The organism is Streptomyces sp. NPDC085524, from assembly GCF_044541755.1.
Lineage (GTDB): Bacteria > Actinomycetota > Actinomycetes > Streptomycetales > Streptomycetaceae > Streptomyces.
Genome location: NZ_JBITTH010000024.1, coordinates 71,917 through 85,011 on the forward strand (window position 1 = coordinate 71,917; position 13,095 = coordinate 85,011).

A 13,095-nucleotide genomic window follows, 5' to 3' on the forward strand; every position below is an offset into this window, starting at 1 on the left:
CCCGAAGATCCCGTGGGCCGTCCGATCCCGAAAGGCCTGTGGATAACTCCGTTCGAGTTTCAACATTCACAGGGCCGGAGCCGCATTGGCGCGATGTCAGAGGCATCGGGTTGCATGGGGGCATGAACGCAGACCTGAGGTCCTCGGCCGACTCCGTACTGGCCCGTCTCGTGGGCGACCCCACGGGCACCGCCCGGCTGCGCGAGGACCAGTGGCTCGCGATCGAGGCCCTCGTCGCGCACAAGCGGCGGGCGCTGGTGGTGCAGCGCACGGGCTGGGGCAAGTCCGCCGTCTACTTCGTCGCCACGTCTCTGCTCCGGGCGGCCGGGGCCGGCCCCACCGTGATCGTCTCCCCGCTCCTCGCGCTGATGCGCAACCAGGTCGAGGCCGCGGCCCGCGCCGGGATCCGCGCACACACCATCAATTCGGCCAACCCCGAGGAGTGGGAGGGGATCCAGGCGGAGGTCGCGGCGGGCGAGGTCGACGTCCTGCTGGTGAGCCCGGAACGGCTCAACAACCCGGACTTCCGGGACCAGGTGCTCCCCAAGCTGTCCGCAGCGACCGGCCTGCTCGTGGTCGACGAGGCGCACTGCATCTCCGACTGGGGACACGACTTCCGCCCCGACTACCGCCGACTGCGCACCATGCTCGCGGACCTCCCGCCGGGCGTCCCGGTCCTGGCCACCACCGCCACGGCCAATGCGCGCGTGACCGCCGACGTCGCCGAACAACTGGGCACCGGGGCGGGTACGGACGCGCTGGTGCTCCGCGGCCCGCTGGACCGCGAGAGCCTGAGCCTGGCCGTGCTGACCCTCCCCGACGCCGCGCACCGGCTGGCCTGGCTGGCCGACCACCTCGGCGAGCTCCCCGGCTCCGGGATCATCTACACGCTGACGGTGGCGGCGGCCGAAGAGGTCACCGCGTACCTGCGCCACCGCGGGCACACCGTCGCCTCGTACACCGGCAAGACGGAGAACGCCGACCGGCAGCAGGCCGAGGAGGACCTCCAGGCCAACCGGGTCAAGGCCCTGGTGGCCACCTCCGCTCTCGGCATGGGCTTCGACAAGCCCGACCTCGGCTTCGTCGTGCACCTGGGCTCGCCCTCCTCCCCCATCGCCTACTACCAGCAGGTGGGCCGTGCGGGCCGCGGCGTGGAGCACGCGGAGGTGCTGCTGCTGCCGGGCCGCGAGGACGAGGCGATCTGGCAGTACTTCGCCTCCGTGGCCTTCCCGCCGGAGGAGCAGGTGCGCCGCACCCTCGACGTCCTCGCCCAGGCCGGCCGGCCGATGTCGCTGCCCGCCCTGGAGCCGCTGGTCGACCTGCGCCGCACCCGCCTGGAGACGATGCTCAAGGTGCTCGACGTGGACGGCGCCGTGCACCGCGTCAAGGGCGGCTGGACCTCGACGGGCGAGCCGTGGGTGTACGACGCCGAGCGCTATGCCTGGGTGGCCCGCCAACGGGCCGCCGAGCAGCAGGCGATGCGCGACTACGCGGCCGCCACCGGATGCCGGATGGAGTTCCTGCGCCGCCAGCTCGACGACGAGGAGGCCGCGGCCTGTGGCCGCTGCGACAACTGCGCCGGGGCCCGGTTCACCGCGGACGTCTCCACGACCGCGCTGGACACCGCCCGCGGCGAGCTCGGCCGGCCCGGCGTGGAGCTGGAGCCCCGCAAGATGTGGCCGACCGGCCTCGCAGCGGTCGGCGTGGACCTCAAGGGGCGCATCCCGGCCGGGGAACAGGCATCGACGGGCCGGGCGTTGGGCCGGCTGTCCGACATCGGCTGGGGCAACCGGCTGCGCCCGATGCTCGCCCCGCACACGGCGGACCAGCCGATTCCGGACGATGTGACGCAGGCCGTGGTGGCGGTTCTGGCCGACTGGGCCAAGGGCCCGGGCGGTTGGGCCTCGGGAGATCCGGAAGCCCCCGCGCGGCCGGTGGGCGTGGTCGCCCTGCCCTCCCGCTCCCGGCCCCTGCTGGTCGGTTCGCTCGCAGCGCGGATCGCGGAGATCGGGCGGATGCCCCTGCTCGGGACGATGGAGTACACGGACCAGGCCCCGGAGTTCGGGCTGCCGTCCTCCAACAGCGCTCAGCGAGTGCGCGGACTCCACCAGGCCTTGACCGTGCCACCCGCCCTGGCCGCGACACTGGCGGAAACAGCAGGTCCCGTGCTCCTCGTGGACGACCGTGCGGAGAGCGGCTGGACCCTGGCCGTGGCCGCCCGGCTGCTCCGACGGGCGGGTGCGCGCGAGGTGTTCCCCCTGGTGCTGGCGCTCCAGGGGTAGCCGGATGCGTCATCTTCGGCGTGGCGGGGCAAGGATATGAACGGCATACCGTTGGATTCCGGTCGGCGGCGGCAATTGCTCGTTGCCGCATGCTCGGAGGCCACGCGAGAATTGCACTGCTCCCGCTCGGCTCCCCGGCGCTCTCCTGGGCCGTGCTGCGGCGTGCCCGAACTCCAGCAGTGCCCGTCCGCGGGCGGTACCCGAAGGGAGGACCGTGACCTTCGGATCCGCCCCGCCCTCGACCACGTCACTGACCATGGCCACCGGCGGCACCAGCCGGCACGGCAGACTGCTGGAACCTGCCGAATGGACGGCGGCGGGCATTCCCCTGCTCCGTAGTCCGCGCGAGGTCGTCAGCGGTCTGCACTCCCGGCACGCCCCGACGCCGTCGACCGCGGTCATCGCCGTCCTCGGCCCGGAGGAGGAACTCGTGGCGAGCGCTTCCTTCGTACAGCGGTCCGGTTCGGCCGACGGCTGGGAATACCGCAACGCGCTGCTCTCCCGGCTGCGCCGCGTCCTCCCGCACGACCTGCGGCGGCGCACCCCTGTGCGGACCGCGGTGCTCCTGTACTGCCGCGAGGGCGACGAGCGGTGGACCGAGGAGGACGGGGCCTGGATGTGGGGGCTGCGGGACGCCTGCACCCTGCACGGACTGCGGTGCGGCGCGTACATCACGCTGACCCGCGACGGCTGGCAGGTACTGGGCGACGGCCGGGGCGGCCGACGGCCCACCTCCGACTCACTGCCGCAGCGCCTCGGTGACACCGTGGCCGAGTTCGCCCCCCTCGCCCTGCACACGGGCGGCGGCGCTGCCGAGGCCCTGCGCCGGACCGCGGCACGCTGACCACCCCGCGCGGGCCTCTCCTAGGAGGCGGATGCGCACGGGTGCGTCGCGCACGGGAGGGTGTGTCATGGGCAGGCCTAACGGCCGTACACCCTGGAGCGGGCGTACGGCGGATCAGGCCTCGGGCTTCAGCGGGGCGGGCTCACGCCCCGCCCCGCCCCACGCCCGTACCCGGGTACGGGGCGTCAGACGCCCGCACCCAGAACGGAGTTGATCTGCTGCGGGTCGCCGCACACGATCAGCAGCGCACCGGCCCGCGCGAGCGCGACCGGCAGGGTTCCGGCGAGCACGCCGTCCGCTCCGCCGTTGGCCGCGAGGACCACGACGGGGCGTCCGGCGGCGCGCTGGACCTGCGCCGCGTCCGCGTAGAAGACGTCGTCCCCGGCGTCGTGGAGGGCCCAGTACGCGGCCTCGCCGAAGGACAGCTCGTGCGCGGCCCACGGGTGCGGGTCGCCGGTCGTGAGCACCAGGATGTCGCCGGGCGCACGCCCGGTGTCGAGCAGCAGGTCGACGGCCTCTTCGGCCGCGTCCAGCGCACCCTCGGCGGAGGCCGGGATCAGCTGGACCTGCGGCACCGCGGCCGAGACGGACGGAGCGGCGGGGGCTGCGGGAACGGGTCCGGGGGTGGCCTGCGGGGCGCGCTGCGCGGGCGGTGCGGGCCGGACGGGACCGGGGCGTCCGGGCCGCGGGACGGCTACGGGACGCGGACCAGGTACGGGACGGGGGGTCGGCGCGGTGCGGCTGGCGGCCGGCGTGACGCGGGGACCCTGGGCACTCTCGTGAATCTGAGGCTCCTCGATGGCGGGTGTGAGAGGCGAGTTGATGTCTATCAAACACCGGTACGAAACGTACCGGCTGGTGGCACATGGGTGCGATCAGAAATCGAAGCCGAGTTGGCCTCCGTTTTCCAGCTCCATCGCTTCCTCGCTGCGTCGCACCTTCTTCAAGTGACGCCACCGGGGCAGCGCGTCGAGGTACGACCACGAGAGCCGGTGGTACGGGGTGGGCCCCCGTTCCTCAAGTGCCGCCCGGTGTACGGGCGAGGGATATCCGGCGTTGGCGGCGAAACCGAAGTCTGCGATTCCGTCACCCTGTTGGCCGAGTTCGGCCATCATCCGGTCACGCCTCACCTTGGCGATGACCGAGGCCGCCGCGACGGCGACGCAGGACTGGTCGCCCTTGATCACCGTCCGAACCCGCCAGGGCGGGCCGAGATAGTCGTGCTTGCCGTCGAGTATCACCGCGTCGGGCCGTACGGGGAGGGCCTCCAGGGCCCGCTCCGCCGCCAGCCTCAGGGCCGCGGTCATGCCCAGCTCGTCGATCTCCTCCGGGGAGGCGTCCCCGAGGGCGTACGCCGTGACCCAGCCCTCCAGGACCTCGAGGAGGGCGTCGCGCCGCTTGGGCGTGAGCAGTTTGGAGTCGGTGAGCCCCGCGGGCGGCCGACGCAGACCGGTGACCGCCGCGCACACGGTGACGGGACCGGCCCAGGCCCCTCGTCCGACTTCGTCGACCCCGGCGATGACCTTGGCGCCGGTGGTTGCACGGAGGGAGCGTTCAACGGTGTGGGTGGGTGCTTCGTACGGCATGGCGCCAGCAAGGTTACGCCGCCCCGCGCCGCCTGCACACCCCGGCCCGCCTCCCGCTCCGGCGCGGCCCGCGGAGGGACCCGTTCCGGGCCGCCGCGCGACCCCCTCCCGGACCATCGCGAGGGCGCCGGGAGGCCGCCCACCAGGGCGCTTCCGCCCAGGCCCCGCCTCGCTCCCGGGGCACTTCCGGCCGCTCCCGTGCCCCTTCCGCGCGGCTCCCGCGCCGTTTCCGCTCCTCCTCCGCACCTCGCGCCCCGTCTCACACTCTGAGCGCCGGCACCATCACCTCGTCGATCATCGCCCCGATGTCCGGGTCACTCCATTCGCTGCCGCGCATCTTTGCCCCGTACATCAGCAGCGCCGGGATGACGTCCACGACGTACGGACTGATCGCGTCCGGCCGGACGTCGCCCCGCTCGATGCCGCGCGCCAGAAGCTCCCTGATCAGCTGCTGCGCCGGCTCGTGCAGCCCCGACTGGATGACTCCCTGGAAGCGTCCGGCATGCGCGTGGTCACATTCGTGAAGCACCGACCGCAGGGCCAGGCCGGCCCGCGAGGCCATGACGTCGCGCATCCGCACGCACAGGAGGAAGAGGTCCTCCCGGATCGATCCGCGGTCGGGAATCACACCGATGGGCGGCAGGCCGGACCGCAGGACATCGGCCACCAGGTCCGCCTTCGAGGCCCAGCGCCGGTAGACCGCGGCCTTGCCCGTCTGCGCACCCGCCGCGACGCCCTCCATCGTGAGCGCGTTCCAGCCGACCGTGCTCAGCTGCTCCAACGCGGCGTCGAGAATCGCCCGTTCGAGTTCGGGACCACGCCTGCGCCCCGATGGCGCCTCCGACCAGCGCGAACCCACCATCATCCGAACCTCCCACCGGCCTGCACGCCCATCGCGCGCCCCTCGCACGCATTTTCAGCCTTAGTGAACGCTTGCGTTCCCTAAGGCTGGACTCCTACCGTAGGCCGAAGTGAACGAATGCGTTCACTATTTCACTTTGGTGGGGGATCCTCAGTGACAAGTTCTCAACTCGCCACACCCCGAATACCGGGAGCGGCCCGCCGCGAAGGGCGCCCCGGAGTGGCGCTCACCGTCATCGCCGCCTGTCAGCTGATGGTCGTCCTCGACGCGACCATCGTGAACATCGCACTCCCGCACATCCAGACCGCCCTCGAGTTCAGCACGACCGACCTCTCGTGGGTGCTCAGCGCCTACACCCTGACCTTCGGCGGCCTCCTCCTGCTGGGCGGCCGGGCCGGCGACATCCTGGGCCGGCGCCGCGTCTTCATGGCCGGAATCCTGCTCTTCACGCTGGCCTCGCTCCTCGGCGGATTCGCCCAGGAGCCCTGGCACCTGCTCGCCGCGCGCGCCCTCCAGGGCGTCGGCGGTGCCATCGCCTCGCCGACCTCGCTCGCACTGATCACCACCACCTTCCCTGAAGGACCCGAACGCAACAGGGCCTTCGGGGTGTTCGCCGCCGTCTCGGCCGGCGGCGGCGCGATCGGCCTGCTCGCGGGCGGCATGCTGACCGAGTGGCTCGACTGGCGCTGGGTGCTCTTCGTCAACGTGCCGATCGGTGTGCTGATCGCGGTGCTCGCCCCGCTCTACATCAACGAGTCCGAGCGCCACCCCGGACGTTTCGACGTCGCCGGAGCACTCACCTCCACCGGCGGCATGGCCTCGCTCGTCTACGGATTCATCCGCGCCTCCGAGGACGGCTGGCGCGACTCGCTCACCCTCGGCTCGTTCTTCGCGGCCGTCGTCCTGCTCACGCTGTTCGTGGCCATCGAGTCCAAGGCCCGCGAACCGATCATCCCGCTGCGGATGTTCGCCGACCGCAACCGCGCCGGCACCTACCTGATCATGCTCAGCCTCGCCGCGGCGATGTTCGGCATGTTCTTCTTCATCGTCCAGTTCGTGCAGAACGTGCTGGGCTTCACCCCGATCCAGTCCGGGCTCGGCTTCCTGCCCGTGACCGCGGCCATCATCACGGCGGCCGGCCTCTCGCAGCGCTTCCTTCCGCGCCTCGGCCCCAAGCCGTTCATGGTCACCGGCACGGCCCTCGTCGGTACCGGTCTGGCCTGGCTGACCTTCATCCGGACGGACTCCTCGTACGTCTCCGGGGTCCTCGGGCCCATGCTGCTGTTCGGCTTCGGCATGGGCCTCAACTTCGTGACGCTCACCCTCACCGCCGTCTCGGGCGTCGCACCCAGGGAGGCCGGTGCGGCCTCCGGGCTGCTCAACGCCAGCCAGCAGGTCGGCGGCTCCCTCGGCCTGTCCATCCTGGTCACCGTCTTCGGCACGGCCACCCGCGAGGAGGCCGGCAAGCAGACGCAGGCCTTCATCGCGCAGGCCGATCCCGGTCAGCTGGCCGCGGCCAAGGAGTCCGGCCGGCTGCCCGACCCCTGGGGCGACCTCGTGCTCGCCCACGGCATCTCCACCGCGTTCTTCGCCGCCGTGGCGATGGCGGGTCTGGCCCTGGCCACCGCCCTGCTGGTGATCCGGGTGCGCAAGAGCGACCTGGACGCCCTGAACGGCGCGGCCCAGAAGGCCGGTCCGGCCGCCTGAGCACCGCCCGGCCGTACGAGGGCCCGGGCGCGGGATCGCTCCCGCGCCCGGGCCCTCGTAACACCGGCTCCTAGTACTCGATCCGGCTGCCGAAGGCGCCGAGCCGCGAGCACTCCGCGTACGAAGCGGTCACCGGCCGCTCCCGCAGGATCTTCCGGGCGCGGTACTCGCCCAGGCTCATCGCGTACCAAGGGACGTCTCCGGCCCTCGACATCTCGTCGTTGATCCCCCGCAGGGCGCAGGACCGCTGCGGTTCGGGCAGCCCGTCGAGGGCGGGCACCGCGTCCGCCGACAGGGACTGGAAGTAGGCGAGGTCGATCTTGCCGTCGGCCTTGTAGCGGGCCACGTTGCTCTCGGCGACCATCCCGTCCGGAGACAGCAGGCCGAAGGCCAGGACGCCTGCGGCGGCACTCCCCGCGACCGCGCGCGGCAGCCAACGGGCACCGAACACCCCTGCCGCCATGATCAGTACGATGACCAGCCCGAGCCACAGCTCCATCGCGGAGACCGACACGCGCAGCCTGGTCAGCCCGTACGCGTCCACGTAGAGGTCCATGCGGCGCAGCGCGGAGGCCACGACCACCAGCGTCATCGCGCACAGCACCCCGAGGACGGCGCGCACGAAGCGGCGGTCGCCCGCTCCGTCGCGCGGGGCCCAGCGCAGGGCGAGCGCGATCACGACGAGGGTGAGCACGGTGGCCCAGAGCAGCTGCCAGAAGCCCTGCCGGGCGTACTCCGAGTAGGTGAGCCCGGTGCTGCTCAGGACCTTGTCGTAGCCTCCGAACAGGACGGCCAGCTGGACGGCGTTGAAGCCTGCGAAGAGCAGGTCGAGCACGATGAGCGGGAGCGCCCATTCGACGCGGGAGCGCGGCTTGCCCGGGGCGACCTCGATCCGGTCCCAGCGCAGCGGGGCCGCGGCGGTGCGGGCGGCGGCGAGCGCGAGGACGGCGCCGAGGACGAAGAGCACGGTCCGGAAGGGGCCCTCCCCGACGGAAACGTCGGGCATGAGGTCACCCACCAGATCGGCGAAGGCCGCGTCGGCGGAGGCGAAGAGCGTGCCGAAGAGCACCAGCAGTGCGGCGGCGACGACGGTCGCCTTCAGCACGGGCAGCCAGCGCTCCTTGCTGATGCCCCCGCTGCGCGACCGCAGGCCCGCCCAGGCCCAGCCGGTGCCGGTCACGGCGGACCCGAAGAGGCCGAGCGGGCTGAGCAGCACCCCGTGCCAGGTGCGGCTGCCGTGCAGGGCGAGTGCGCCGAGCAGGACGGCGGCCAGGATCGCGAGCGTGGCCGGCCAGGCGGAGTCGCGCAGGGCCGGTACGACGAGGAGCGCGAGGCAGCCGACCGCCCAGACCAGGGTCCAGGGGCGGGGCGCCCGGCCCGCAGCGCGGGCGGCGAAGTACGCGGCGACGACCGCGGGCAGCACCGCGAGGGGCAGGCCGGGGCCGAGGCCGTCGCCGAGCAGCAGCGCGGTGGCGAGGCCGGCCACGAGGGCGGCGACGAGCGTCGCGGCCCGCACGGGAGCGGCTTCGGCGGGGCGTATCCGTACGGCCCACGCGGGCGGGCCGGAGGCCTTGGCGAGGGCTGCTGCGCGCGCCCGCTGCTGGTGCGTCTGCCAGACCATCTGCGCGGCGGCCTCGGGGGACATCCCGGGCTGCGGCCCTGCCGGCGCGCCGACGGCACCGGGCCGCGCCCCTGACGGGGCACCGGGAACCGGAGCGCCGGGCGCCGGAGTGCCGGGCGCCGCGTCACCAGGCGCCGGGGCACCGGACCCCGAGGCGCCCGGAACCGGGGCACCGGGCCCCGCCCCGGCCTGCGGACCGGTCGCCGGAGCCGGAGCTCCGCCCGGCTTCGCCGCCCCACCGGCGGACTCGGACGCGGTTTCATCCACGCCGTCGGTGTTCTCTGGCATCGGGTTCCCCTCCCTGCAGGCCTCCCCGGCATTTCGGTTCGGGGCGGCTGAGCGGACAGCGTAGGCCGGGGCAGAGAGGTTTTGAACAGGATCAAAAGAGCCTGTGTCAGGACCGTGACAAACGGAAGGGGCACCCCAACGGGGGTGCCCCCGGCCCGACTCGGTCAGGACCTAGCTCGCGGCAGCCTCCGGCAGCCACGCCGGCAGGGCCTCGGTGCGCGCCAGCCACGCGGCGGGCAGCACCTCGTCGCCGCGGGCGCCGAGCACGCCGCCGACGATGGCACAGGTCGTGTCGACGTCGCCGCCCACCTGCGCGGTGGTCCAGAACGCCCGCTCGTAGTCCTCCAGCGAACGCGCCGCCGACCACAGGGCGAAGGGCACCGTGTCGTGGGCGCTCGTGCGCCGCCCGCAGCCCAGGACCGCCGCGACCGTGGTCGCGTCGCCGTAGTCCAGCATGTCCCGCGCCCGCCGCAGCCCGGCACCCACCGCGCTGCGCGGCACCAGGGCGATCACCCCGTCCAGCAGGTCGGAGGCCTTCGGCGGGCCGGCCGGGGCCGCCGCGAGCGCGGCCGCCGCGGCCACGGCCATGGCCCCGCACACCGCCTCGCGGTGCTGGTGGGTGGTGTAGGCGGAGATCTCCGCCTGATGCGTGGCCTGCTCGGGGTCGTCCGCGTACCAGGCGCCGAGCGGGGCGATCCGCATGGCGGCGCCGTTGCCCCAGGAGCCCTGCCCGTTGAACAGCTCGGCGGCCAGCGTGCGCCAGTCCTCGCCCTCCCGGATCAGCCGCAGCATCCGGTTCACCGCGGGCCCGTAGCCCCGGTCGAAGTCGTGGTGGTGCGCGAAGGAGCCGGCTAGCGCGTCCTGGTCGATGCGGCCGTGCTCGGCCAGCACGGCCACGACCGAGCAGGCCATCTCGGTGTCGTCGGTCCACTGCCACGTCTCGGTACCGGCGGGCAGTTCACGCCGCTTGAGCAGCGGGTAATTCACGGGGACGAAGTACTGGGAGCCCAGGGCGTCACCCAGAGCCAGCCCTCTGAGGCTGGACATGGCGCGTGCATAGCGCCGTTCGGGAGTGGAGTCAGGGGTCATTGCGGGCCACTCTAGCCGTCGAGGTCGTAAGGCTCGGGTGTGGTCCACCGCTCAAACGGGCGGTCCATCCGGTACCGGCCGTCCGGGCCGCGCATGAGGACGCGGAATTCGCCGTTGCCGGGATTGGACAGTGACTCGAACTCGGCGACCGACCAGTGGAACCACCGCATGCAGAACAGCCGCATCGTCAGCCCGTGCGTCACGAGGAGCACGTTCTCTGGGTGGTCCGGGGCCTCGAAACTGCGGTAGAGGCTCTCCAGGAAGGACCCGACCCGGTCGTAGACGTCGGCGCCCGACTCCCCCTGCGCGAAGCGGTAGAAGAAGTGCCCGTACGCGTCCCGGTACGCCTTCTGGAGCCGTACGTCCTCCCGGTCCTGCCAGTTCCCCCAGTCCTGCTCGCGCAGCCTCGGCTCTTCGCGCATCCGGACGCGGGTCGGGTCCAGCCGCAGTTCCCGGAAGGTCTGCAGGGTCCGCCGGTAGGGGGAGACGTACGCGCTGATCGTCTCGTCGCCGAAGAGCTCACGCAGCCGCTCCCCGGCCGCCGCGCCCTGTTCGTGGCCCTTCTTGGTCAGCCGCAGCGCGTGGTCGGGCTCGCGCTCGTACACCGAGTCGTCGGTGTTGCCCTCCGATTCCCCGTGCCGGACAAGGACGATGCGACGTGGTCGAGACATCCCACGACCCTATTCGGCCACCGGCGGGCCGAACGACGGGCACGCCGGTCAGGGCTCCGCCGGTCAGGCGATCATCGCATTTCCGTACCGCCGTACCGGCCTGCCGCCGGGCCTGCACACGATCAGACGAGCACACGATCAGGCGAGCACGCGTCACACCGTCCAGGACGGTTCCAGGTCGACGACGTCACCGGTGAGGGCCTCGACGTCGGCCTGGATCTGGGCGCGCAAGGAGAGCCGCTCCACACGCTCCTGGCGGTACTTGCCGTGCTCGGCCGCCGCGTGCCACATCGACAGCACCAGGAACTCCCGGCCGGGGGCCTCTCCGAAGAGGCCCCGGATCATCCCGGGCGAGCCCGCCATGGCCGGGTTCCACACCTTCTCCTGCATGAGGGCGAAGTGGTCGACCCGGCCCTCGCGGACCCTCGTGTGCGCGACGCGCACGACGTCGGCGTCGGTGAACCGGGGCTCGAACCCCGTCTTCACGTCGAAGCGGTGGTCGAACAGGGTGACGCGCAGGTCGGTGTAGGTACCGTTCTGCGAAGCGGCCAGCCGGTCATGGCTGCGGGCCATGAAGGAGTCGTAGAAGGAACGGCTCTCCCAGAACGCGAAGACATGCGCGACCCCCTGCCGGCCCCGGCTCCAGCCGCCGCCCTGCCCCCGGAATCCCGGCTCACCAGGCAGCCCCGCCCATTTTCGCTGACCGCGCTCGAACCCCCGTCGGTCCGTCACCGTGCAGCGAATCCACTTGACCAGCACCGAGCCATCGTACGGTCCCGGCGCCGCCCGGGTCAGTCCCCGGCGCGGTGGATCCGAACCACTTCCGCCTCGTCCCGCCCGGACAGCCGAAGCCCGAACTCCCTGTCGAGCACCGCGATCAGCTCCTGCGGCCCCACGTTCTGCCGCTCGGTCCGCCCGTCCGGAGTGAGCCGGGTGAGCTCCCGCCCGACCAGCGCCGTGCGGACCTCGTCGCCCGGCCGCTGCGCGATGACGCGGGAGACGAAGGCGGAGCGGGGGTGCGTGGAGCTGTAGTGGTTGAGCACCACGTAGTCGACGGGGTGGTAGCGCTGCGGGGAGAAGGCGTACAAGTCCCGCCAGACTCCCCCGCGCAGGACGCACAGCACGAGGACGCCCTCCGCCTCCTCCCGGACGCGGTAGGTCCACTCCCCCTGCCGCACCTCGGCACCGGGCCGCGCGAGCGGGACGGGCTCGCAGGGCCCCTGGTAGCCGAACCCGGCGTCGCACAGCCACGGTTCGCCCTCGACCGTGACGACGAGGACGGCGTGCGTCACGGCCGTCAGGGAGTCTCCCCGGGTCCGGTTGCGGGCACCCCGCCCGGAGACCTCGAAGCCGATCCGCTCCAGGGCAGCGGCCAGCAGCGAGTTCTGCTCGTAGCAGTACCCGCCGCGGCGTGCGTGCACGAGCTTGCCCTCGATCGCCTTCACGTCCAGCTCGACGGGGCGGCCGAGCAGGATGTCCAGGTTCTCGAAGGTGATGGCGGCGGTGTGGGCGCGGTGCACCTCGTACAACGTCGCAAGGTCCGGCCGAAGTTCCCCGCTCCCGTCCGGATCCGGCCGCACTCCGATCCGCGCCAGGTACGCGTCCAGATCCAGCTCGTCACCGCTCCACATGGCTCCCACTTCCGCTTCCACCCTCGATCGCGTCCCGGCCTGGTCCGGCCTCATCCGGCGGCCCACCCCGGGGCCGCGGGCAGCACCTGCTCCGCGACGCGGAACAGTGCCGCGTCCTCGGGGGAGACGGTCTTCCTGCCGTCGGTACGGGTGAACTCGCCGCCCTTCCCCGAGGCGTTGCGCACCATGTCCTGCGGAGTCCCCAGGAGCGCCGGCAGGTCCGGCCGGTTGAGGGCACGGCACAGCTGCGCCCCGGTCCGCTCCGCCTCCGGCCCGCCCTCCTCCCCGGCCGGGCAGACCGCCGGCTCCCGGTCCGCGGCCTTCGTATCGAAGGAGTCCCTGGTCACCCATGCCGCAGCGGCCAGCCCTCCGACCAGCACCACCGCCATGACGGCCTGCGCCGCCGCGTTCACACCCGCCCCGGATCCGGCCCCGTTCCCGGCCACGCCCCCGCCCTTCCCCCGCTGATCACACGTGCGGGCTGGAGACTAACCGGTGATCGTTTGAGCGGGAA

12 protein-coding genes are annotated in these 13,095 nt (G+C 72.7%); 3 read left to right on the forward strand and 9 right to left on the reverse strand.

What is annotated here, in order from left to right; genetic code table 11:
* Positions 1 to 122 precede the first annotated feature (122 nt).
* Together ACIGFK_RS30955 and ACIGFK_RS30960 are read left to right on the forward strand one after the other, a co-directional pair.
* Positions 123 to 2,282 (forward strand): RecQ family ATP-dependent DNA helicase, encoded by a 2,160-nt coding sequence (locus tag ACIGFK_RS30955; protein ID WP_376660529.1) that lies wholly within the window; start codon positions 123 to 125, stop codon positions 2,280 to 2,282.
* A gap of 214 nt (positions 2,283 to 2,496) precedes the next feature.
* The gene (locus tag ACIGFK_RS30960) at positions 2,497 to 3,126 is read left to right on the forward strand and encodes a hypothetical protein (protein WP_376660528.1); all 630 of its coding nucleotides are present in this window, start codon (positions 2,497 to 2,499) and stop codon (positions 3,124 to 3,126) included.
* Positions 3,127 to 3,311: 185 nt separating this feature from the next.
* Here ACIGFK_RS30960 and ACIGFK_RS30965 read toward each other — a convergent pair whose 3' ends face one another.
* The 3 genes from ACIGFK_RS30965 to ACIGFK_RS30975 form a co-directional block, all read right to left on the reverse strand.
* Positions 3,312 to 3,950: a hypothetical protein gene (locus tag ACIGFK_RS30965; RefSeq protein ID WP_376660538.1), complete on the reverse strand. Its 639-nt coding sequence runs from the start codon at positions 3,948 to 3,950 to the stop codon at positions 3,312 to 3,314.
* A gap of 51 nt (positions 3,951 to 4,001) precedes the next feature.
* Entirely contained in the window at positions 4,002 to 4,712 is a 711-nt protein-coding gene (locus ACIGFK_RS30970; protein WP_376660527.1) for a ribonuclease HII, read from the reverse strand.
* Positions 4,713 to 4,971: 259 nt separating this feature from the next.
* A complete protein-coding gene (locus ACIGFK_RS30975) occupies positions 4,972 to 5,574 on the reverse strand; it encodes a TetR/AcrR family transcriptional regulator (protein ID WP_386466390.1) in 603 nt (200 codons plus the stop codon).
* Positions 5,575 to 5,727: 153 nt separating this feature from the next.
* Here ACIGFK_RS30975 and ACIGFK_RS30980 point away from each other — a divergent pair, with 153 nt between their 5' ends.
* The gene (locus ACIGFK_RS30980; RefSeq protein ID WP_376660526.1) at positions 5,728 to 7,281 is read left to right on the forward strand and encodes an MFS transporter; all 1,554 of its coding nucleotides are present in this window, start codon (positions 5,728 to 5,730) and stop codon (positions 7,279 to 7,281) included.
* A 70-nt stretch (positions 7,282 to 7,351) separates the two neighbouring features.
* On the opposite strand, the gene ACIGFK_RS30985 is transcribed toward ACIGFK_RS30980, so the two are convergent.
* From ACIGFK_RS30985 to ACIGFK_RS31010, 6 genes are all read right to left on the reverse strand, one after another.
* Complete coding sequence (locus tag ACIGFK_RS30985; protein WP_376660153.1) at positions 7,352 to 9,190, reverse strand: DUF4153 domain-containing protein; 1,839 nt, start codon at positions 9,188 to 9,190, stop codon at positions 7,352 to 7,354.
* Positions 9,191 to 9,361: 171 nt separating this feature from the next.
* A complete protein-coding gene (locus ACIGFK_RS30990) occupies positions 9,362 to 10,279 on the reverse strand; it encodes an ADP-ribosylglycohydrolase family protein (protein ID WP_376660152.1) in 918 nt (305 codons plus the stop codon).
* Positions 10,280 to 10,290: 11 nt separating this feature from the next.
* Positions 10,291 to 10,950: a histidine phosphatase family protein gene (locus tag ACIGFK_RS30995; protein WP_376660151.1), complete on the reverse strand. Its 660-nt coding sequence runs from the start codon at positions 10,948 to 10,950 to the stop codon at positions 10,291 to 10,293.
* Between the two features lie 153 nt (positions 10,951 to 11,103).
* Positions 11,104 to 11,709: a YdbC family protein gene (locus tag ACIGFK_RS31000; RefSeq protein WP_030713338.1), complete on the reverse strand. Its 606-nt coding sequence runs from the start codon at positions 11,707 to 11,709 to the stop codon at positions 11,104 to 11,106.
* 32 nt (positions 11,710 to 11,741) lie between these two features.
* Complete coding sequence (locus ACIGFK_RS31005) at positions 11,742 to 12,581, reverse strand: arylamine N-acetyltransferase (protein ID WP_400054521.1); 840 nt, start codon at positions 12,579 to 12,581, stop codon at positions 11,742 to 11,744.
* A 50-nt stretch (positions 12,582 to 12,631) separates the two neighbouring features.
* Entirely contained in the window at positions 12,632 to 13,027 is a 396-nt protein-coding gene (locus ACIGFK_RS31010; RefSeq protein ID WP_386466332.1) for a DUF6215 domain-containing protein, read from the reverse strand.
* Positions 13,028 to 13,095: the final 68 nt, after the last annotated feature.